A 21,555-nucleotide genomic window follows, 5' to 3' on the forward strand; every position below is an offset into this window, starting at 1 on the left:
CCCTCCTGCATTACCCACCACGGTGGCGCACCGTCCCTGCTGGCCACGCTTTGAAGGCCTCCGAGCAGCCAACCAGCCAATCGGCGAAAATCCCGGTTTTGCTTCTTCGGGCCTTAGCGCACCACCGTGCCGGATTCTTCTTCCCTGTCAGCCACCGCCGCCTCCCGGCAACCCACCCCCAGTAGCCAGATGACCCCGCTGGAGCGCCGCTCCAGCGTCAGCCTGGCGCTGATCTTTGCGCTGCGCATGCTGGGCCTGTTCCTGGTGCTGCCCGTGTTTGCCCTGGAGGCGCGCAAGTACCCCGGCGGGGACGACCCAGCGCTGGTGGGGCTGGCCATGGGCATCTATGGCCTGACGCAGGCGGTCCTGCAGCTGCCGCTGGGCATCGCGTCTGACCGCTTCGGGCGCAAGCGGGTGATCGTGCTTGGTCTGCTCGTTTTTGCGGGCGGCAGCTTGCTGGCCGCGCTGGCAGACTCTTTGACCGGGCTGCTGGTGGGCCGGGCGCTGCAAGGCGCCGGCGCTGTCTCGGCTGCTGTGACAGCGCTGCTGGCCGACCAGACCCGCGACAGCGTGCGCACCAAGGCCATGGCGCTGGTGGGCGGCAGCATCGGGCTGATGTTTGCTGTGGCGTTGGTGGCTGCCCCGGTGTTGGCCGCCCATAATGGCCTGTCGGGCCTGTTTGGCCTGACCTGTGCGCTGGCCCTGGCCGGTGTGGCGGTGGTGGTGTGGTGGGTGCCGCCCGAGCCGCTGCAGCACCAAAACGCCCCCCGGGGCCGCCTGGCCGATGTGTGGGGCCACCCCGATCTGCTGCGCCTGAACCTGGGCGTGTTTGTGCTGCACACCGTGCAGTTGTCCATGTGGGTGGCTGTGCCGGCCATGCTGGTGCAGGCGGGACTCACCAAAGACCACCACTGGCAGGTGTACCTGCCCGCCGTGGTGCTGTCATTTGCGGCCATGGGGGGGCTGTTTGCGCTGGAGCGCGCGGGCCGCCTGCGCGCTGCCCTGCTCGGTGCCATCGCCCTGGTGCTGGTGGTACAGGCCGGGCTGGGCCTGTTGGCAGCCAGCGGCATGCCGGCCACGCTGTGGGTGCTGGGGCCGCTGCTGTTCGTTTTTTTCTGCGGATTCAATGCGCTGGAGGCCAGCCAGCCCAGCCTGGTATCGCGCATGGCGCCCGCCCACCTGCGCGGCGCCGCGCTGGGCAGTTACAACACCCTGCAGTCGCTGGGCCTGTTTGCGGGCGGTGCGTTGGGTGGTGCGCTGGTCAAGTGGGCGGGCGCTCCGGGCCTGTTTGCTGTGACCACCGCGCTCACTGCCCTGTGGCTGGTGCTGACCTGGCCGCTGCGGCCCGTGGGGCGCGGCGGGCACTGAACGGCAGACCATGCCGTCCCGCACGGGCTGCCATTGCCCCCGGGGTTGCGGCACAATGACGCGTTTGGCGTCTGGAATCTCTCTCCAAATCCGGCGCTTTCCTCCCTTAAAGGCATAGACAGCACCATGGCATCCGTAAACAAAGTCATCATCGTCGGCAACCTGGGCCGCGACCCAGAAATGCGCACCTTCCCCAGTGGCGACCAGGTGGCCAACGTGACGATTGCCACCACCGACAAGTGGAAAGACAAGCAGACCGGCGAAATGAAGGAAGCCACCGAGTGGCACCGCGTGGTCTTCAACGGCCGCTTGGCAGAAATCGCCGGCCAGTACCTGCGCAAGGGCTCGCAGGTTTATGTGGAAGGCAGCCTGCGCACCCGCAAGTGGACCGACCAGAGCGGCGTCGAAAAGTACAGCACCGAAATCCGCGCCGACCAGATGCAGATGCTGGGCAGCCGCCAGGGCATGGGCGGTGGCGGCCAGGGCGGCGGACAACAAGGTGGCGGATACGACGACGGTTACGGTGGCGACCAGGGCGGCTACGACCAGGCCCCGCGCCGTGCTGCACCCGCGCCGCGCCCCATGGCCGCCCCCGCACAGCGCCCGGCGCCCGCCCCTGTGGCACAGGCACCGCGCGCGGCCTCCGGCTTCGACGACATGGACGACGACATCCCGTTCTGACAGCCTCCGGCACCGGATTCAATCCAAAGCCCGCATCCGCAAGGTGCGGGCTTTTTTTTGCCTGTGCGCCACGCACCGGTAACCCCCTAGAAACCGTCGCCTGTGGGCGTCAAAACGTAGCAACTCGCAACAAGAGGTGCTGGAGTCAGCCCGACTTGCCAAGGCTAACCAGCGCCTGGAGGTGATGACTTTTACAACGGCGCTGGTGCGCGCCGCTTCTCAGTTTTGTCCAGTTCGGCGCAGGCGCCACACACCAACAATTCCTTACATCCGATACGGAAATATCAAAGATCATCGCTGCCTGGCGCGCCAAAGAGGTGCAAAGCCCGGCGGCCAGCAATTACCAAAAACCAATATTCCAAAGAGAGAGAGGGTCGTGATGCCTGGGTTCGTGCGCAAGATTTTGATATTTGTCACTGGCTATGCGTGGCTGCTGCTACTGGCTGGCCCAGGGCTGATCGCACTGTCGGTGTACAGCGGCTGGAAGGCGGAAGACGGCCACGCCTATGTGGCACGCGAAAGCCTGCAAACCGTGTCCGGCACCGTGACGCAGGCCTCTGAAGTCACCGTCAAGCGCAAGCGCCGCGCGACCAAGAAATACTACGAAATCACGGTCCAACCCGACACCGCAGGCGCCGAGGTACGCAAGCTGCGCATTGACTACAGCACACCACAGCAGCTGGTGGGCAACCTGATCGATGAAAAAGTGACCGCTTTGGTGGACGGCAGCGACCATGACCTGGTCTATGAAGTCTCGGCTGCCGGTGCGACCGTCATCAGCTACGACACCACCAAGCAGCGCCTGCAGGCCGAAGCCACCTCCTCCGCGCAATCCTTCAGCGGCGCAGGCACCTGGATCTTCGCCATCCTGCTGACCCTGGTAGGGGCTGCAGGCGTGTGGTCCAACCGCAAGCTGCGCGCCGCCGATAACGCACAGCAACTGGCCGCAGCCTGACGGCCATACCTCATAAATAAGAGAGAGGGAGGGAGGGGCAGCGCCCGGAGCGCGCTCCTCCCATCGTTTGCGCAGACCTGCGCTCACTACGGAGGACCACACCATGAACCCCAACGCACTGTCACCCCAAACCCCCGCAGGCGCTCCGATGGAGCGGCGCGATTTCATCGTCTCCACCTACAAGCACCTGGGCGTAGCCATTCTGGCCTTTGTCGTGCTGTCGGCAGTGCTGATGGTGAGCGGACTGTCCACCACCGCCGCCAAGATGCTCATGGCCAGCGGCAGCAAATTCTTGTGGCTGGGGGTCATGGGCGCCTTCATGCTCGTGGGCTGGCTGGCATCGCACCTGGCCGACAACTCCGACAACCCCCAGACGCAGTTGATGGGCCTGGGCCTCTATGTGCTGGCAGAAGGGCTCATCTTTGCCCCGATGTTCGGCATTGCGCAGCTGCTGGTACCCGGCGCCATTGGCGCTGCCGCCTTCATCACGCTGCTGCTGGTGGCGGCGCTCACCTGGACGGCATTCAGCAGCAAGACCGATTTTTCGTTCCTGGGCGGCATCCTGAAGGTGGCGGGCCTGGTGGCACTGGGCACCATCGTTGCGGGCGCCATCTTCGGCTTCAAGCTGGGCATCTGGTTCTCCGGGCTCATGGTGCTGTTTGCGGGCGCGTGCGTGCTGTACGACACCTCGCGCATCATCCATGACTACCCTGCAGACCGCCCCGCCGGTGCAGCGCTGCACCTGTTCGCATCGATCGCGCTCATGCTCTGGTACGTGCTGCGCATCCTGATCAGCCTCGCCATGAACGACGACTGAAACGCCGCGGCACAGCCAACAAAAAGCCGGAGCGGTCACCGCCCCGGCTTTTTTGCTTTTGGAGAATGGATTTCGAGAGAAATCAGGCGCAAGCGCTAGTCTTTATTGCCCTAACAGATATCAATTTTGAAGTATCAACGGGCCATGGCCGGCTGCACAGCAGGCGCATTGCCGGTGGGCTGCGGCAGCCCTTCCACGGCCGCAATCACGCCACCGCCCAGGCAGACATCGCCGTCGTACAGCACCGCGCTCTGCCCCGGCGTCACGGCCCACTGGGCGTCCGGGAACTGCAGCGCAAAGCCGTCGGGCACAGCCTCCAGCACACACGCGGCGTCCTGCTGGCGGTAGCGCGTCTTGGCGGCATAGGCGCCGGGCGCCGGGGCCTGGCCGGCACACCAGCTCACGTCCTGCGCCACCAGGCGGTGCGATAGCAGCCAGGGGTGGTCATGCCCCTGCACCACGCGCAGCGTGTTCTTCTCCAGGTCCTTGCGGGCCACGAACCAGGGCTCGTGCGCGCCGCCACCGCGCTGCGCGCCTTTTTCCTTCACACCGCCGATACCCAGGCCCTGGCGTTGGCCCAGGGTGTAGAAGCTCAGGCCCACATGCTGGCCCAGCTTGCGCCCTCGGTCGTCCAGGATGGGGCCGGGCGCATGGCTGATGTAGCGGTTCAGAAACTCGCGGAACGGCCGCTCACCGATGAAGCAGATGCCGGTGGAATCCTTCTTCTTGGCGTTCGGCAGGCCGATCTCCTCGGCGATGCGGCGCACTTCGGTCTTGTGCAGCTCACCCACGGGGAACAATGTCTTGGACAGCTGCGCCTGGTTCAGGCGGTGCAGAAAGTAGCTCTGGTCCTTGCTCGGGTCCAGCCCCTTGAGCAGCTCGTGCAGGCCCGTGGCCGGGTTGTGGCGCACGCGGGCATAGTGCCCCGTGGCGATCTTCTCGGCCCCCAAGCGCATGGCGTGGTCCAGGAAGGCCTTGAACTTGATCTCGGCATTGCACAGCACGTCGGGGTTGGGCGTGCGGCCTGCCTGGTACTCGCGCAGGAATTCGGCGAATACGCGGTCCTTGTAGTCGGCCGCGAAGTTGACGTGCTCGATCTCGATGCCGATCACATCGGCCACAGCGGCTGCGTCCACAAAGTCGATGTTGGACGAGCAGTACTCGCTGTCGTCATCGTCTTCCCAGTTTTTCATGAAGATGCCGACCACCTCATGGCCCTGCTTTTTGAGCAGGTAGGCGGTCACGGCAGAGTCCACGCCGCCGGAAAGGCCGACGACAACGCGCTGTTTGATAGGGGAAGTCATTGCCCCGATTGTATTTTTGATGCCGCCGGGGCACTGCGCGGGCGCGCAGAACGCGTAGCCACCAGCAGGTCATACAGCTGCTGCGCGGCAGGCGACAGGGTTTTGCCTCGGCGCTTGATCAGCCCCATCTGCCGCGTGACGATGGGCTCCACCAGCGGAATGCTGACCAGGGTGGGGTGATCCTTGCCCGGCATGGCCAGGCTGGGCACGGCTGCCACGCCCAGGCCTGCCTCCACCAGGCCCAGCAGCGTGGTCACATGCTTGGCCTCGTACAGGCACTGGGGCCGGTCGGGCACGTTGGCCAGCGCCAGGTCCATCAGCAGACGGTTGCCCGAGGTCTTGCCCACCGACATGAAGTCGTGCTGGCCCAGCTCGGCCCAGCTCACCTTCTTGCGCCGCGCCAGCACATGGTCGCGGCGGCAGGCGGCCACAAAGCGCTCGGCCAGCACGGGCTTGAACTCGATCTCGGCCTCCTGGCTGCCAATGAAGTTCAGGCCAAAGTCCGCATCGCCCTGCGCCACGGCCACCAGCACCTCGTTGGCGCTGGCGTCGTGCACCTTCACGCGGATCTTCGGAAACCGCTCGTGGTAGCGCTTGACCACCTGCGGCAGAAAGTAATACACGGCCGAGGGCACGCAGGCAATCGTCACCTCGCCCATGCGCCGCGCGGCCACATCGCCTAGGCCCATGAGCATGCCGTCCAGGTCGTCCAGCCACACGCGCGTCTTGCGCGCAAAGTCGCGCCCCACGGCCGTGAGCGTGACGCGTCGCGTGGTGCGGTCGAGCAGGCGCACACCCAAGGCTTCTTCGAGCTTGTCGATGCGGCGGCTGAATGCGGGCTGCGAAAGGTGGATGGCTTCGGCGGCCGCACGAAAGCTCTGCAGCTCGGCCACGGCCGCAAAGGCCTGGATGTCAGCAAGGTCGAATTTGTTGTTCATCGGGCGTCCTTCCAGTGCGCTTCGGGGTGTTTTCAGCGTTGCAAGCCGTGCATCAAACGATCAGAACATTGCAATTCACGGCCGTGATTGGAGCATGTACAAGCCGCTACAGCCTATTGCACAGCATGCATCAATCGTTGCCAACAATGCAATTCACAGATCAGCGATGGCGCAGCACCATGCCGACCCATGAGCACCAACATTCCTTGCGTTCTGATGCGTGGCGGCACTTCCCGGGGGCCGTTCTTCCTGGCCGACTGGCTGCCGCGCGACCCTGAGGCCCGCGACCGCACGCTGATAGCGGCCCTGGGCTCGCCGCACGAGCTGCAGATCGACGGCCTGGGCGGCGGCAACTCGCTGACCAGCAAGGTCGCCATCGTCTCGCGCTCCACGCAGCCCGACTGCGATGTGGACTACCTGTTTGCCCAGGTCAGCGTGCAGGAGGCCCGGGTGGACACCCGTCCCAACTGCGGCAACATGCTGGCCGGTGTGGGGCCCTTCGCCATCGAGCAGGGGCTGGTCCCTGCAGACCCCGAAGGCCAGACCACCACCGTGCGCGTCTACAACGTGAACACCCGCTCCCGCATTGATGTGCAGGTGTGCACAGCGGGAGGCCAGGTGCACTACGACGGCGATGTGCGCATTGACGGCGTGCAGGGCACGGCCGCACCGGTGCTGATGAACTTCCTGGACGCCTGGGGCGCGGTCACCGGGCAGATCTTTCCCACCGGCCAGCGCATCGACACCATCCAGGGTCTGCAGGTCACCTGCATCGACGCCGCGCAGGTGATGGTGCTGGTGCGCGCCGCCGACTTGGGCCTGCGGGGCAATGAAACACCCGCCGAGCTGGACGCCAACACCGCTTTGCTCGCCCGCCTGGAGGCCGTGCGCCTCGAAGCTGGTCAGCGCATGGGCATGGGCGACGTGACCCACAGCGTGCTGCCCAAGCCGGTGATCGTTTCGCCGGGCACATCGCCGGGCAGTGTGGTGTCGCGCTACTTCACCCCCCACCAGTGCCACCGCTCGCATGCGGTGACGGGCGCGATTGGCGTGGCGGCGGCCTCGGTACTGCCGGGCACGGTGGCCACCGACGAACGGCATGCGCCCAGCGCCGGACTGCGCCGCGTGGAGGTGCAACACCCGGCAGGCCGCATCCAGGTGGAGGTGGAGCTCAGCGAGATGGACGGCCAGTTCAAGCTGGTGCAGGCCGCGCTGGTACGCACCGCCCGAAAGATTCTGGAAGGCACGCTGTTCGTTCCTGAAAGCGCCCCCGCGCACTGAGCGCTCTTCAGGGCGCCGCTTGCGCTGCGCCCTTCTCACTACTTCAACGATTCCAACCATTACGACAGGAGACAAACCATGACCCGTTCCATTCACTCCACCACGCGCCGCACGGCGCTGGCCACGGCTGCGCTGGCGCTCGCGTCCAGCGCCTTCTGGGCCGCCGGTGCCGCCCACGCGGCCTACCCCGACAAGCCCATCACGCTCGTCGTGCCTACCGCGGCCGGGGGTGGCAACGACGGCATGGCACGCGTGGTGGCCATCAAGCTCTCCACCCTGCTGGGCCAGCAGGTCATCGTGGAGAACAAGGCCGGGGCCAATGGCGCGATTGCGGCCGAATACGTGGCCCGTGCGGCACCCGATGGGCACACCATCTTGTTCGGCTACATCGGCACCCACGGCATGAGCCCCGCGCTGCAGAAGCTGCGCTACGACCCCATCACGCAGTTCGAGCCCATCGGCATGGTGAGCTACTCGCCCACGCTGATGGTGGTGAACCCCAAGGTGCCCGCCAAGACCGTGAGCGAGCTGGTGGCGCTGACCAAGGCCAAGCCCCATGACTTCAACTACGCATCGGCCGGCAACGGCACGGCCCCACATTTCTCAGCCGAGATCTTCAAACTGGAAAGCGGCGCCCAGATGGCCCATGTGCCCTACCGGGGTGCGGCGCCCGCGATGAACGACACCATGGCCGGGCAGACGCAGGTGATGTTTCCCAGCCTGTTCTCCGCCTACCCGCACGTGAAGGGCGGCAAGCTGCGTGCCCTGGCGCTGGCCGGGCCCAAGCGCTCGTCGCTGCTGCCCGATGTGCCCACGCTGGAGGAGGCCGGCATCAAGGGGGTGGAGATCACCCAGTGGTATGCCCTGTTCGCACCCGGCAAGACACCCCGCCCGGTGATCGACCTGCTCAACAAGACCTTGAACACCGCACTGGCCGACAAGGACGTGGTGCGCCGCATCGAGGAACAAGGCGCGGTGGTGGACACCAGCACGCCCGAGCAACTGGCACTGACGGTGAAGCAGGAGCTCGCCAAGTGGAAGGGCGTGGTGGTCAAGGCCCAGCTCACCCCCGATTGAGCCCCGGCGAAGACGGCTCTGGGAGGCAGACGGGCGCCACCGCCCCTGCGCGGCACGCGTGCCCACATTTCAACAAGCGGAGACACAGATGAGAACAAGGATGACAGCGGCCTGCGCTGCACTGATCGGCCACTGCGCAATGGCACAAGGCACCGACGTGACGCTGTACGGCGTGGTAGACCTGGGCCTGCGCAACGGCAGCGGCCTCACCGCATCCAACGCGCCCACGGCAGGCTCCAGCCACAGCCTGGGCAGCGGCATCCACACGACCAGTCGCTGGGGACTGCGGGGCAGCGAAGACCTGGGCGGCGGCGCCAAGGCGCTGTTCAACCTGGAGAGCGGCCTCAACGCAGACACCGGCGCACCGGCCAATGCCACCAAATACTTCGACCGCGCATCGTGGGTGGGCCTGCAAGGCGGCTGGGGCACCCTGGCCCTGGGCCGCCAGACCACCACGCTGGCCGACGCCATCTCGCCCGTGGACCCACTGGCCATGCGCTTTGCCAGCTTCAACCCCAACATCGGCGTGACGGCGCTGAGCCAGCATGGCCTGGGCATCGAGTACGGCAGCGCAGGCGCCAATTCGGGCTCGTACCGGCTGGACAATTCGCTGAAGTACACGGGCCGCTTCGGCGGCTTCACCGCACGTGCCATGTGGGGCCTGGGCGAAGTCGCATCGCAGGCCTCGGCCTTGTCGTCACGCGGTGTGGGCTTGGCGTGGGCTGCGGACGGCTTTGTGGTGTCCGGCGCCTACCAGAGCTTCAACGACGCCAACAAGCGGTCACTCGACGGCACCACCCTGGGCGCCGCGTACCAGTGGGGCAATGTGCGCCTGGCCGCCAACGCCGGCCGCAACAAGGCAGAGACAGCCGAAGGCCGCTTCACCGTGCAGCGCGTGTTGTCCGCCGGTGGCACCTGGGCGGCCACGCCCTGGGTGGACCTGACAGCGGCCTACTACAAGGTGGACCGTTCGCGTACCGGCGCGGCCGACGACGGTTACGGCCGCCTGGTGGCGTTTGCCGAATACAAGCTCTCGCGCCGCACCAAGGTGTATGCCGAGCTGGACAAAACGCGCTGGCGCAACGGCTTCCAGGGTGCGGCCAACAAGGCTACGGCCACCGGCATCTCCGCCGGTGTGGTGCATACGTTCTGAGCAGGTCTTAAACAAACTTGCCGGTGATGCCCCCGTCCACCACCAGCTCGGTGCCGGTCACATAAGCAGCCGCATCGCTGGCGAGGAAGGCGCAGGCATGGGCCACGTCCCACGCCGTGCCCATGCGACCCATGGGCACCTGGCGGGCGCGCGCGGCGCGGGCCTCGTCGAGACTGGTGTCCGAGAACATCTTCGCCACCGTGGTGGCAATGCGCGGCGTGTCGATGAGCCCCGGCACCACCGTGTTGGCGCGCACGCCCTGGCCTGCGTACTGCTGCGCCACCATGCGCGTGAAGTGCGTGACGGCCGCCTTGGTCACGCCATAGGCCAGGTGTGGGTAGCCCAGGTAGCGCATGCCCGCGATGGACGAGATGGCGATGATGGAACCCCGCCCGCGCTCCGCCATGCCCGGCAGCACCTGCTGGCAGGCCAGCAGGAGGCTGTTCACGTTGACGGAATGGATGCGGTCGAAGTCTTCGGTGCTCGTCTCCAGCGGGCCGCCGGTTTTGCCGATGCCCACGTTGTGGTGCAGCACGTCGATGGCGCCGCCAAAGCGCTCGCGCGCCTCGGCAAACAGGCGCTGCACGTCGGCCGCATCTGCCACGTCACCCACCAGCGTGGCGGCCGTGCCGCCTTCGGCCTCGATGAGCGCCGTGGTCTCTTCGGCTGAGGCCGCGTCCCGGTCCGCCACGCACACGCTGGCGCCCAGGCGCGCGTAGGTCACGCAGGCGGCGCGCCCGATGCTCCAGCCCGGGCCGGCAGAACCGCCCCCGGCCACAAAGACGACGCGGCCTGACAAATCGAGCGGCAGGGCGGGAGGATGGGCGGGCTGCGCGCTCATGCGTCCGTGCCCTGGCCGGCGCTGCCGCCGACGAAGGGTATGGCGTGCTCCACCGTGTCCCAGATGAAGCGGCCCGAGGGGCTTTGCTGCTCTTCCACAATGTGCGCGACCAGCCCGGCCGCGCGCGAGATCACGGCAAAGCCGCGCATCACGGCCGTGGGCACGCCGATCTCGCCCAGCAGCGCGGCCACCGCGCCGGTGGCGTTGATGGTGATGGGGCGGCCTGCGACCTCGTCGACGGCCTTGGACAGCGTCTCCAGCGCACGGATCTTGTCGCCCGGCAGCTCGGGCTCGGCGCGGCCCATTTCGAGCAGCTTGTAGGCGCGCGGGTCCACGGGCTTGTGCAGGTGGTGGCCAAAGCCGGGCACGGGGGATTTGAGGCCCTTGTAGTGGTGCGCAATGGCGAGCGCCTCCGCCTCAGGGTCCTGGGCCGCCGCAATGCGGTCGAGCAGGCCCGAGCAGTTCTCCATGGTGCCCACGAAGGAGCTGCCCACGGCCAGCAGGCCGGCCGAGACGGCGCCCTGCAGGTTCTCGGGTGCGCTCATGTAGATGAGCCGCGTGGCGATGGCGCTGGGCGTGAGGCCGTGCTCCATGAGCACGATCAGCACCACGTCGGTGATGCGCAGGTCCACACCGCGCGGCGCGCGGCCCAGGATCTGCATCAGCATCACCTCGGTGAAGGTCTTCTTTCCCATCAGGTCCTCCACCAGATTCGCATCGCGGTAATGCAGGCTGGTGAGGGTGTGGGTGCACAGGCGGGTGACGGGGGTCTTGGAAGCAGTTTGGGTCATGAGATGGGTTCCTTCGTTCAGGCAGTGGCCGTACCAGCCAGGGCAGCCAGGGCCGCATCGCGCACGGCAGACTTGAGCACCTTGCCCACGGGCGAGCGCGGCAGGCTTTCGTGGAAATGGATGCGCTTGGGCGTCTGCACCGGGCCCAGGCGCTCGCGCACAAAGGCGATCAGCTCGGCCTCGCTCGCCGCTTCGCCGGTGCGCAGTTGCACGGCGGCCTGCACGGTCTCGCCCCACTTGTCGTCGGGCAGGCCGAACACAGTGCATTCGTGCACCGCAGGGTGCTGGCCCAGGGCGTTCTCCACGTCCACGGGGTAGACGTTGAAACCGCCGGTGATCACCATGTCCTTGAGCCTGTCCTTGAGGTAGAGAAAACCCCGCTCGTCGATCAGGCCCCGGTCGCCCGTGTGCAGCCAGCCGTCTACCAGGGTCTCGGCGGTCTTCTCGGGCAGGCGCCAGTAGCCGGTCATCAACAGGTCGCCACGCGCCACCACCTCACCCACCTCGCCCGGGGGCAGCAGGCGGCCATCGGGCGCCATGATGGCCACGTCGCTGAACCAGGTGGTGCGGCCCACCGAGGCCAGGTTGCGCTCGTCCTCGAAGTCCTCCGGACACAGCACGGTGAGGATCTGCGGTGCCTCGGTCTGGCCGTAGGTGGTGCCCAGCACCGGGCCGAAGAACTCGCGCACCTGGCGGATCTTGTCGGGCGGCATCGGCGCGCCGCCGTAGATGAGCCGGCGCAGGCGCGGAAAGTCCGCGCGCGATGCGCCGGGCAGCGCCATCAGCATGTAGACCAGCGTGGGCGGCATGAAGCAGACAGTGCCGCCGCGTTCGCGGAAGGCCGTGCGCACCGCCTCGGCGCCCGCGCCCGCCAGCACCACGTGGCAGCCGCCCTGCGCCAGGATGGGCAGGATGTACGTGGAGGTGCCGTGCGTGATGGGCGCGGCCACGATGTAGCGCTCGTGCTCGTCAAAGCCCCAGGCGTGGATCTGGTTGGTGATGTTGGCCATCCACGCGCGGTAGGGCTGCATCACGCCCTTGGGTGCGCCGGTGGTGCCGCCGGTGAACTTGATGGCCTGGGTGGCGTCATCCGGCAGGTCCAGCTGCGGGCGTGGCGCGCCAGCGTGCGCAGCGGCCAGGCTGGCCAGCGTGGCGGTGCCATCGACGGCCTGCGCGCCGGTCAGCACGCGGGCGCCGGGTGCGCCTTCGAGCAGGTCGGCGCACGCGGCGTCCAGCACCAGCAGGGTGGGCTCGGTCGCGTCGATGATGCGGCGGACCTCGGGCCGCGTGCTCTTGGGGTTGAGCGGCACCCACACCTTGCCGCAGGCCAGCACGGCCAGCAGCGCGGCGATGTGGTCGGCGCTGTTGCCCGCGCAAATGCCCACGCGGCTTTGGGGCGTGGGGTCGACGGCGGTGAAGCCCGCCGCCAGCGCTGCCACGCGGGTGGCCAGCGCGTCGTAGCGGATGGCGCCCTCGGGCGCGTCGATGGCAATGCGGTCGGGCCAGCGCTGGGCGGCCCGCCAGAAGAAGTCGATGGGGAACATGAAGGCAGGTAGGTTGTGTGGGTGATCTGTCACTCGGCCGATGCGCCCGATTCCTTCACCACTTCGCGCCAGCGCTTGATCTCGGCGGCGGCAAACTGGCGCATCTTGTCGGGGGTGCCTCCGTCGGGCGTGGCGGCCAGCTCCTGCAGGCGCGTGCGCACCTCGGGCTGGGCCAGCACCTTGTTCAGGGCCGCGTTGACCTGCTCGACCACGGCGCGCGGCGTGCCCGCCGGTGCGGCCAGGCCAAACCACGACTGCACGTCAAAGCCCGCGTAGCCAGACTCGGCCAGCGTGGGCACGTCCGGCAGCAGGGGCGAGCGCTGGGCGCTGGTGATGGCAATGGCGCGCAGCTTGCCCGCCTGCACGTGCGGCAGGGCCGACGGGGTGTTGTCGAACATCGAGTCCACCTGGCCGCCCAGCAGGTCGGTGACGGCGGGTGCGCTACCTCGGTAGGGCACATGCAGCATCTTGAGCTTGGACTGCATCTTGAACATCTCGCCCGAGAGGTGGATGGACGAGCCGCTGCCCGAGGACGCAAACGTGATGCCGTCCTTGGACTCCTTGGCGTAGCGCACGTAGTCGGCCAGGTTCTTGATGGGCAGCTTGGGGTTGACCACCAGGATGTTCGGAATCTTGGCGATCATTCCGATGGGCTCGAAGTCCTTGACCGGGTCGTAGCCCAGCTTGGGGTACAGCGTGGCGTTGATGGTGTTGGCGATGGTGTAGACGTAGAGCGTGTAGCCATCGGCCGGTGCGCGCGCCACGGCCTCTGCGCCCACGTTGCTGTTGGCACCGGCGCGGTTGTCCACCACCACCGGCTGGCCCAGCTGGTCGCCGAGCTTCACGGCCACCAGGCGCGCGATCACATCGGTGGCGCCACCTGCCGCATAACCCACCACGAGCTTGACCGGTTTGGCGGGCCAGCCCGAGGCATTGGACTGGGCCTGCAATGGCATGGCGGCGCCGCAGGCCAAGGTGGCGGCCAGCGCCAGCAGGGCACGGCGTGGCCGGGATGGCGAAGCTTTGCGCTGACCCAGCGCGGCGGGGGTGTGTGGGCTCATGGTGTCTGTCTCCGTTGGTTCTTGGAAAAATGCCGTCTGGACGCCCTGCGGCACACTGCGCACTGGTGGCGTTGACCAACAAATTCTTTCCCATGCCCTCCCGACCTGCGAATTCAAACGTCCGGCAGCCGGACGAACGTGCGAGTACACGCCCCCCCGACGAGCCGGTCGAAGACCCCGGCAGCCGCACGCTGCGCCGCGGCCTGCAGGTGCTGGACGCCGTGCTGGCCCATGGCCGCGACGGCGCGCGCGTGGTGGACCTGTGCCGCGCCGCCGCGCTGGAGCGGGCTCCCGTGTACCGGCTGCTCGCCACGCTGATGGAGGGGGGCTATGTGGCGCAGCGTGGGCGCTTTCGCTACGTGGCGGGCCCACGCCTGGCCGCCCTGGCCGAGCCCCCGGGCCAGCCCAACCTGGCCGTGCGCCTGGCGCCTGTGCTGGAGCGCGTGAGCCGCGCCTGTGGTGACGCAGCCTTCGCCATCGTGCGCGAGGGGCCGACCTCGCACTGCATTGCGCGCCACGTGGGCACACACCCGGTGCAGATCCTGGTGATCCAGGTGGGCACGCGCCAGCCGCTGGGCGTGGGCGCTGCGGGCCTGGCGCTGCTGGCGGCGCTGCCCGATGCTGAGATGCAGGCCTGCATCGACGCCAACGCGCAAGAGCTGCCGCGCTACGGCGGCATGACGCCCGAGCGCCTGCAGATCCTCGTGCGCGCCACGCGCGAGCGCGGCTGGTCGGTGGTGGGCAACCATGCCACGCAGGGCGTGCTGGCGGCTGGCATGGCCGTGCGCAACGCGGCGGGCGAACCCGTGGCAGCGATCAGCGTGGCATCGACCGTGGACCGCATGCCGCGCGAGCGCCAGCAGCTCATCGCACGCTGGATGCGCGAGGCGCTGGCGGCGCACCTGCCAAATGGCATCTGAGCAGGTCTGCGGCACACTCTGGCAAGCTGCCAGCGGGCGATGCCCGTTTGCTGACGACCCGAACGCCATCGAAGCGATTACTGCAGAAATGATAGCTTTCAACGGTTGATGGACAAGCGCCAGATGGCAATTTGACTTCAAACCGATGCATCCCCTGCATTTCCGCCACCCTGTTGACCGCCCTGCATCCGAGCCACGCCATACACCCTGAGGCCCGCCCATGGAACTGAGACAACTGCGCTATTTCGTGCGTGTGGTGGAGCAAGGCTCCATGAGCCGCGCTGCGCTCGACCTGGACGTAGTGCAGTCCGCGCTCAGCCAGCAGATCACGCGGCTGGAGAGCGAGCTGGCCACGCGCCTGCTGCAGCGCACGCCGCGCGGCGTCACGCCCACCGAGGCGGGGCTGGCGTTCTTTCGCGAGGCACAGCTCACCCTGCGCCATGCCGACCAGGCCGTGCGCGCGGCGCAGCAGGCGCGGCTGTCGGGCACTGTCACCGTGGGGCTGGCTCCCACCACGTCGGGCGTGCTGGGCCTACCGCTGATGCAGGCCATGCGCACACGCTACCCCGACGTGCGGCTGCACATGGTGGAGAGCATGTCGGGCCACCTCACAGCCATGCTGCATGCGCGCGAGTTGGACCTGGCCGTGCTGTTCGACACCCGCCTGCACCAGGCGCAGCAGGCCACCGGCGCGCGCCGCTGGGACATGGCGCCGCTGCTGGAGGAGGACCTGTTCCTCATCTGCGCCCGCAGCGATCCCGGCAGCCCCGGTGGCCGGCAGCTGCCAGAAACCATCACCGTCGCCGAGCTGGGGCAGGAGCCGCTGATCCTCCCCACCGGCCCACACGGCCTGCGAAGCACGCTGGACACCGCCTTTGCCCGCGACCGCGTGGCGCCGCACGTGGTGCTGGAGGTGGACTCGCTCGCCATGGTGATGGCCGCCGTGGACGCAGGCCTGGGCTCCACCGTGCAGCCCTGGGCTGCCATGGGCCGCTACCCGGATGCGGCCGAGCGCTTTCAGTGCGCACGGCTCACCGACGCGCCCGCACGCCGCGTCAATTTGCTGTGCAGCCTGCCCGACGAAGAACTCTCGCCCGCCGCGTTGGCCGCGCGCGTGGTGCTGACAGACTGCGTGCGCGAACTGGTCACTACCGGGCAGTGGTTTGGCACGACATGGATCGGCGGGCAGGACGCCAGCGCCTGAGTGGCCACGCCGCAGCCATCACGATCCGTGATACCCCCATGACCTGAACCCGCTGCACGGCGGGCCTGCGTCTCCCTACAGTCGCCATCACCCCGATGAACGACACGGCAACCACGCCAGGAGACACCCCATGGGTCCCACACCCCCCTCTTCATTCCCCCGCGCGCAGCACACCGCCGGGAGCCACCGGCCATGAGCGGCGATGCTGTGGTCGATGTGCTGGTGATCGGCGGCGGCAATGCCGCCCTGTGCGCCGCCCTGATGGCGCGCGAGGCGGGCGCCAGCGTGCTGCTGCTCGAATCGGCCCCACGCGCTTGGCGCGGCGGCAATTCGGCCCACACCCGCAACCTGCGCTGCATGCACGACGCGCCGCAGGACGTGCTGGTCGATGCCTACCCCGAGGAAGAGTTCTGGCAAGACCTGCTCAAGGTGACGGGCGGGCTGACCAACGAACATCTGGCGCGCCTGGTGATCCGCGAGTCGAGCACCTGCCGCCCCTGGATGCGCCGCCACGGCGTGCACTTTCAGCCCGCGCTGGCAGGCACGCTGCATGTGGCACGCACCAACGCGTTCTTCATGGGTGGCGGCAAGGCGCTGGTCAATGCGTACTACCGCAGCGCGGAGCAACTGGGCGTGCAGATCCGCTATGAGGCGCCTGTGGAGCGCATCGAGATGGACGGCCGCCGCTTCATCGCTGCCCACCTGGCGAACGGCGAGCGCATTGCCGCCAAGAGCTGCGTGCTGGCTGCGGGCGGCTTTGAATCGAACCGCGAATGGCTGCGCGAAGCCTGGGGCCAGAACGAGCGCGGCGAGTGGCCGGCCGACAACTTCCTGATCCGCGGCACGGCCTACAACAAGGGCGTGCTGCTCAAGCACCTGCTCGACGACCATGGCGCCGACCGCATCGGCGACCCCACGCAGGCGCACATGGTGGCCATTGACGCACGTGCGCCGCTGTACGACGGCGGCATCTGCACACGCATCGACTGCGTGTCGCTGGGCGTGGTGGTCAACCGCAACGGCGAGCGGTTCTACGACGAGGGCGAGGACTTCTGGCCCAAGCGCTATGCCATCTGGGGCCGCCTGGTGGCGCAGCAGCCGGGGCAGGTCGGCTACTCCATCATCGACAGCAAGGCCATTGGCCGCTTCATGCCACCCGTGTTCCCGGGTGTGAAGGCCGACACCCTGCCCGAGCTGGCGCAAAAGCTTGGCCTGCCCGTGGACACGTTCACGCACACGCTCGATGCCTACAACGCCGCCTGCCGCGTGGGCCAGTTTGACCACACCACGCTGGACGACTGCCACACCGAAGGCGTGGTACCCGCCAAGACGCACTGGGCCCGGCCCATAGACACCGGGCCGTTCTATGGCTACGCGCTCAAGCCCGGCGTCACCTTCACCTACCTGGGCCTGCACACCGACGACACGGCCGCCGTGCGCTTCAACAACCAGTCCAGCCCCAATCTGTTCGTGGCCGGCGAAATGATGGCCGGCAACGTGCTGGGCAAGGGCTACACCGCCGGCGTGGGCATGAGCATTGGCACTGCGTTTGGCCGCATTGCGGGCACACAGGCAGCTTTGGCCTCCAAACGGTCGGTAGCGCAAGTCGCACATGCCTCAAACGCTACAAAACAAGGAGCAAACCATGCAAACGCTTGAGGCCCTGACGCGCGACGCCCGGGCGCTGGCGAACGGCGACATCGTGCTGTCTGCACCCGAAACCGAAGTGGCCCGCCAGCTGCAGATTTGCAACGCCTGCCGCTACTGCGAAGGCTTTTGCGCCGTCTTCCCCGCCATGACGCGGCGGCTGGAGTTTGGCAAGGCCGACATCCACTTCATTGCCAACCTGTGCCACAACTGCGGAGCCTGCCTGCATGCCTGCCAGTACGCGCCACCGCACGAGTTTGCGGTGAACATTCCCCAGGCCATGGCCCAGGTGCGCGGCCAGACCTATGCCGACTACGCCTGGCCCCCCTCACTGGGCCAGCTCTACCAGCGCAACGGCCTCACGTTGGCGCTGGCGCTGGTGGCGGGGCTCACGCTGTTCTTGCTGCTGGCCGTTGCGCTGCACGGCCAGGGCATCGCCGCGCTGTGGCAGGCCCCCGTGGGCGGCTTCTATGGCATCTTCCCGCACAACCTGCTGGTGGGCCTGTTTGCGCCCGTTTTCCTGTTCGCCGTGCTGGCGCTGGGCCTGGGCGTGCGCCGCTTCTGGCGCGACGTGACGCCCGCCACCAGCGGCGCGCCGTTGAGCGCGCCCGCCACGGCCGAGGCCACCGATGCCGTGCTGCGCCTCAAGTACCTGGACGGCGGCCATGGCGATGGCTGCCACAACGAGGACGATGCCTACACCTTGTCGCGCAGGCGCATGCACCACCTCACGTTCTACGGCTTCATGCTGTGTTTTGCGGCCACCAGCGTGGCGACGCTGTACCACTACCTGCTGGCCTTGCCTGCACCGTACGACCTGCCCAGCCTGCCCAAGCTGCTGGGCGGGCTGGGCGGCATCAGCCTGGCGATTGGCACGGCCGGCCTGTGGCGGCTGAACCTGCGCCGCCACCCGCAACACGGCGATGCCGCACAAAAGCCCGTGGACCGCGCCTTCATCGCCCTGCTGTTCCTCACCGCCACCAGCGGCCTGGCGTTGTGGGCGGTGCGTGGCACCGCAGGCCTGCCGCTGCTGCTGTGCCTGCACCTGGGCGCGGTGATGGCGCTGTTCACCACTATGCCCTACGGCAAGTTTGCGCACGGCATCTTCCGCACCGCCTCGCTGCTGCGCCATGCGGTGGAGAAGCGACAGCCCAACCCCATCGGTCTAGGCGCGGACTGACCCCACGATCACCACAGCATCCACGATGAAGGAGACCCCCATGAAAAAACGCACCCTCTTGATGAGCGCGCTGGCACTTGCCACCGCTGCCGCGACACTGTCCGGCGCTGCCCACGCGCAGGATTTCCCGCCCAAGAAGCCCGTCACGCTCGTCGTGGGCTTTGCCGCAGGCGGCGCGGCCGATGCGGCGGCACGGCTCATCGCCAAGAAGCTGGGCGAGAACATCGGCCAGTCGGTGGTGGTGGACAACAAGGGTGGCGCAGGCGGCAACATCGCGCACCAGTTTGTGGCCAATGCGCCCGCCGATGGCTCGGTGCTGCTGCTCGGGTCGGTGGGACCGCTCACCATTGCCCCGCACCTGATGAAGGTGGCCTACGACCCCTTCAAGGACCTGGCCGCCGTGTCGGGCGGGGTGAACTTTCCGAACGTGCTGGTGGTGCACAAGGGCGCGGGCGTGAAGACGCTGGCCGAGTTTGTGCAGCTGTCCAAGAAGAAGCCTGGCAGCGTGGACTTTGCCTCCACCGGCGCGGGCTCGGCATCACACCTGGCGGGTGAACTGTTCAACCAGCGCGCCGGCATCGACATGACCCATGTGCCCTACAAGGGCGGCGCCCCGGCGCTGCAGGACCTGCTGGGCGAGCGCGTGACCTCGTACTTTGCCGCGCCCCCCACTGCGCTGCCGCATGTGGAGACGGGCAAGTTGATACCGCTGGCCACCACCGGCCTCACGCGCCCGGCCTACCTGCCCAACATCCCTACCGTGGCGGAGTCGGGCTATCCGGGCTTTGAGGCGCTCAACTGGTACGCCTTTGTGGCGCCGGGCAAAACGCCCGCGCCGCTGCTGGACCGCTGGAACCAGGAGATCGTGAAGGTGCTGAACGACCCGGGCGTGAAAGAGGCGCTGAACAAGCACGGCCTCACGCCGCAGCCCACCACACGCGCCGAGCTGACGGCCTTCATGAAAAAGGAATCGACCCAGTGGGCCACCATCATCAAGGAACGCAAGCTGACGGCGGACTAGCAAGGGCCGGCACCGCGCGATGCCTCCACAGCACCATCCGCCTGCACCAACCCATCGTCCAGCAGCTGCGCGAGCCAGCCGCGGAGCACGGTGGGGTCGCCCTTCCACAGGCCGCTGCCCAGCAGCGCCGCGCAGGCGTCGTGGACCGAGGCACCGGCGTGCATCGCTTGCACCCAGGCAGACTCGGCCGTGTCGAGCGTGCGAAAGTGCGGCTGGTGGCCTTTGCGCCAGACCAGCAGCGTGGCTGGTGCGGACAGAGCCACGGCCTCGGGCACGTCGTCATCCGTGTGGATGGCGTTCCACACGCCCACGACGTTCGTCGTGATCGTTCGCAGCAAGGCGCTGGGGTGCAGCACACCGGGGCGGGTGGTCCAGGTGACCGATGCCTGAGCTGCCGCAGTCTCCAGGGTTGGCACATCGGCACTGTCAAAGCGGGTGCGCAAATCCCAGTCGAGCTGGGCCAGTTCATGCAGCTCGGGGTTGTCGGGGTATTGCACTCGCAGCGCTTCCACCAGTCCTTCACCGTAGCGATTCAGGCTGCGTGTCTGCGGCGGATGGGCCACCGCAAAAGCGCGGGCATGCACATCGAAACTGTCTGACCCCATGTAGAGAAACGTCTTGGCGTAAGTGTCCGCCAGCACCTCGGCCAGCCGTGCGCGGTAGGCATGGTGGTAGATGGGCAGGCGGCCGGTGACAGGGTCATCGGGTGTGGCTTGCGGCAGCGCGCCGGCCAGCACCTGGTCGGCGAAGTGGCGCTGTACCGCAGCCAGTGGCAGCGGGTCCACTGCGGGGGCTAAAGGCATGACTGCAGCAGTTGCGGGTTCGGGCGAGGCCAAGGTCTCTGCCGCTATGCGCCGCGCCGTCGCCAACTCATCGAGCAGGTCGGCCAGCGGCGGAATGTGGTCGTCGCGCTCGATCATCGCGGCCACGGCGCCAAAGCGCTGGCAGGCCTGGGCGTAAAGATCCCACACCGGTTGCGCTACCGGGTGGTCGTGCGTGTCGATGATGTGGTCGCCGTTGTCGCTGTGCCCAGCCAGATGAATCTGCTGCACGCGATGCGCGGGCAGTGCCTGCAGGTACGTCAGCGGGTCAAAGCCATGGTTCACGCTGCTCACGTAGATGTTGTTCACATCGACCAGCAGCAGACAGTCGGCCTCCTCAGCAATGTGGGCCAGAAACTGCCACTCGCTCGCGCTGTCTTGCCGGTAGCGGACGTAGCTCGACACATTCTCCAGCACCAGCCTGCGGCCCAGCACGTCTTGCGCATGGCGGATCTGCGCGATCACGTGGCGTGCAGACTCGTCGGTGTAAGGCAGCGGGTACAGGTCGTGCAACTGCTCGGGGCCAGGGCCCGTCCAGCACAGGTGGTCGGACACCCACAACGGCTCGATGCGGTCGGCCAGCGCCTTCACGCGCTGCAGATACGGCACATCCACACCCTGCGACGCACCGATGGACATGGCCACGCCATGCATGGCCACGGGGTAGTCGCGCCGGATGGCATCGAGCACCGCCAGCGGCTTGCCGCCATCGATGAGGTAGTTGTCGGTGATGATTTCCAGCCAGTCGAGCGGCTGCTTGCGCGCGAGGAAATCGGCGTAGTGCAGCGTCCGCAGCCCCAGGCCAAAGCCGGTGCCGCGCGTAGCTATGAGGTCATGTGCCATGGCGAAATCAAGGTATCAAAGTGCGGGCACTGGGCATGATCGCCGAGACTGGCACGCCCTGATGCCAGCACCGCCGCGCAAGGGCCGCCCCGCCGCGCTGGCGGTGTC

At 67.6% G+C, this 21,555-nt stretch carries 19 protein-coding genes; 12 read left to right on the forward strand and 7 right to left on the reverse strand.

Annotated elements, in window-relative coordinates:
- Positions 1-189: 189 nt before the first annotated feature.
- The 4 genes from ACODSU_RS01185 (at position 190) to ACODSU_RS01200 (ending at position 3,821) form a co-directional block, all read left to right on the forward strand.
- Positions 190-1,368, forward strand: a complete 1,179-nt coding sequence (locus tag ACODSU_RS01185) for an MFS transporter (RefSeq protein WP_488839947.1) — start codon at positions 190-192, stop codon at positions 1,366-1,368.
- A gap of 126 nt (positions 1,369-1,494) precedes the next feature.
- Entirely contained in the window at positions 1,495-2,049 is a 555-nt protein-coding gene (gene ssb / locus ACODSU_RS01190) for a single-stranded DNA-binding protein (protein WP_015016327.1), read from the forward strand.
- A 379-nt stretch (positions 2,050-2,428) separates the two neighbouring features.
- Positions 2,429-3,004 (forward strand): hypothetical protein, encoded by a 576-nt coding sequence (locus tag ACODSU_RS01195; protein ID WP_488839442.1) that lies wholly within the window; start codon positions 2,429-2,431, stop codon positions 3,002-3,004.
- 103 nt (positions 3,005-3,107) lie between these two features.
- Positions 3,108-3,821: a Bax inhibitor-1/YccA family protein gene (locus ACODSU_RS01200; RefSeq protein WP_060986412.1), complete on the forward strand. Its 714-nt coding sequence runs from the start codon at positions 3,108-3,110 to the stop codon at positions 3,819-3,821.
- A 134-nt stretch (positions 3,822-3,955) separates the two neighbouring features.
- Here the strand turns inward: ACODSU_RS01200 and mnmA are convergent, their stop codons facing one another.
- Positions 3,956-5,125 (reverse strand): tRNA 2-thiouridine(34) synthase MnmA, encoded by a 1,170-nt coding sequence (gene mnmA, locus ACODSU_RS01205; protein WP_488839444.1) that lies wholly within the window; start codon positions 5,123-5,125, stop codon positions 3,956-3,958.
- A complete protein-coding gene (locus tag ACODSU_RS01210) occupies positions 5,122-6,063 on the reverse strand; it encodes a LysR family transcriptional regulator (protein ID WP_056056686.1) in 942 nt (313 codons plus the stop codon). The genes mnmA and ACODSU_RS01210 overlap by 4 nt, the downstream gene beginning before the upstream one ends.
- A 189-nt stretch (positions 6,064-6,252) precedes the next feature.
- Between ACODSU_RS01210 and ACODSU_RS01215 the strand changes: the two genes are divergently transcribed.
- From ACODSU_RS01215 to ACODSU_RS01225, 3 genes are all read left to right on the forward strand, one after another.
- Positions 6,253-7,344: a 4-oxalomesaconate tautomerase gene (locus ACODSU_RS01215; RefSeq protein ID WP_488839447.1), complete on the forward strand. Its 1,092-nt coding sequence runs from the start codon at positions 6,253-6,255 to the stop codon at positions 7,342-7,344.
- Between the two features lie 78 nt (positions 7,345-7,422).
- On the forward strand, positions 7,423-8,421 hold the full coding sequence (locus ACODSU_RS01220; RefSeq protein WP_422848174.1) for a Bug family tripartite tricarboxylate transporter substrate binding protein: 999 nt from the start codon (positions 7,423-7,425) through the stop codon (positions 8,419-8,421).
- A gap of 88 nt (positions 8,422-8,509) precedes the next feature.
- The gene (locus ACODSU_RS01225; RefSeq protein ID WP_488839449.1) at positions 8,510-9,574 is read left to right on the forward strand and encodes a porin; all 1,065 of its coding nucleotides are present in this window, start codon (positions 8,510-8,512) and stop codon (positions 9,572-9,574) included.
- A gap of 7 nt (positions 9,575-9,581) precedes the next feature.
- Here the strand turns inward: ACODSU_RS01225 and ACODSU_RS01230 are convergent, their stop codons facing one another.
- Genes ACODSU_RS01230 through ACODSU_RS01245 form a run of 4 tightly spaced genes read right to left on the reverse strand, consistent with a single transcriptional unit; the run spans position 9,582 to position 13,811 of the window.
- Complete coding sequence (locus ACODSU_RS01230) at positions 9,582-10,415, reverse strand: SDR family NAD(P)-dependent oxidoreductase (protein WP_291441779.1); 834 nt, start codon at positions 10,413-10,415, stop codon at positions 9,582-9,584.
- A complete protein-coding gene (locus tag ACODSU_RS01235) occupies positions 10,412-11,206 on the reverse strand; it encodes a citryl-CoA lyase (protein ID WP_488839452.1) in 795 nt (264 codons plus the stop codon). The genes ACODSU_RS01230 and ACODSU_RS01235 overlap by 4 nt, the downstream gene beginning before the upstream one ends.
- A gap of 17 nt (positions 11,207-11,223) precedes the next feature.
- Entirely contained in the window at positions 11,224-12,750 is a 1,527-nt protein-coding gene (locus ACODSU_RS01240; RefSeq protein ID WP_488839454.1) for a class I adenylate-forming enzyme family protein, read from the reverse strand.
- Between the two features lie 29 nt (positions 12,751-12,779).
- Positions 12,780-13,811 (reverse strand): tripartite tricarboxylate transporter substrate binding protein, encoded by a 1,032-nt coding sequence (locus ACODSU_RS01245; RefSeq protein WP_488839456.1) that lies wholly within the window; start codon positions 13,809-13,811, stop codon positions 12,780-12,782.
- Positions 13,812-13,903: 92 nt separating this feature from the next.
- On the opposite strand from ACODSU_RS01245, the gene ACODSU_RS01250 reads away from it, so the two are divergent.
- The 5 genes from ACODSU_RS01250 (at position 13,904) to ACODSU_RS01270 (ending at position 19,783) form a co-directional block, all read left to right on the forward strand.
- Positions 13,904-14,731, forward strand: a complete 828-nt coding sequence (locus ACODSU_RS01250; protein WP_488839458.1) for an IclR family transcriptional regulator — start codon at positions 13,904-13,906, stop codon at positions 14,729-14,731.
- A gap of 220 nt (positions 14,732-14,951) precedes the next feature.
- Positions 14,952-15,935 (forward strand): LysR family transcriptional regulator, encoded by a 984-nt coding sequence (locus tag ACODSU_RS01255; protein ID WP_488839460.1) that lies wholly within the window; start codon positions 14,952-14,954, stop codon positions 15,933-15,935.
- A gap of 192 nt (positions 15,936-16,127) precedes the next feature.
- Positions 16,128-17,594: an FAD-dependent tricarballylate dehydrogenase TcuA gene (tcuA, locus tag ACODSU_RS01260; protein WP_488839462.1), complete on the forward strand. Its 1,467-nt coding sequence runs from the start codon at positions 16,128-16,130 to the stop codon at positions 17,592-17,594.
- Positions 17,581-18,762: a tricarballylate utilization 4Fe-4S protein TcuB gene (gene tcuB / locus ACODSU_RS01265; protein WP_488839464.1), complete on the forward strand. Its 1,182-nt coding sequence runs from the start codon at positions 17,581-17,583 to the stop codon at positions 18,760-18,762. Before tcuA ends, tcuB begins: the two co-directional genes overlap by 14 nt.
- Positions 18,763-18,802: 40 nt before the next feature.
- The gene (locus ACODSU_RS01270; RefSeq protein WP_488839466.1) at positions 18,803-19,783 is read left to right on the forward strand and encodes a Bug family tripartite tricarboxylate transporter substrate binding protein; all 981 of its coding nucleotides are present in this window, start codon (positions 18,803-18,805) and stop codon (positions 19,781-19,783) included.
- On the opposite strand, the gene bufB is transcribed toward ACODSU_RS01270, so the two are convergent.
- Positions 19,780-21,447, reverse strand: a complete 1,668-nt coding sequence (gene bufB, locus ACODSU_RS01275; protein ID WP_488839468.1) for an MNIO family bufferin maturase — start codon at positions 21,445-21,447, stop codon at positions 19,780-19,782. The genes ACODSU_RS01270 and bufB overlap by 4 nt on opposite strands.
- Positions 21,448-21,555 lie beyond the last annotated feature (108 nt).

The sequence above is a fragment of the Acidovorax sp. FG48 genome (assembly GCF_057809085.1).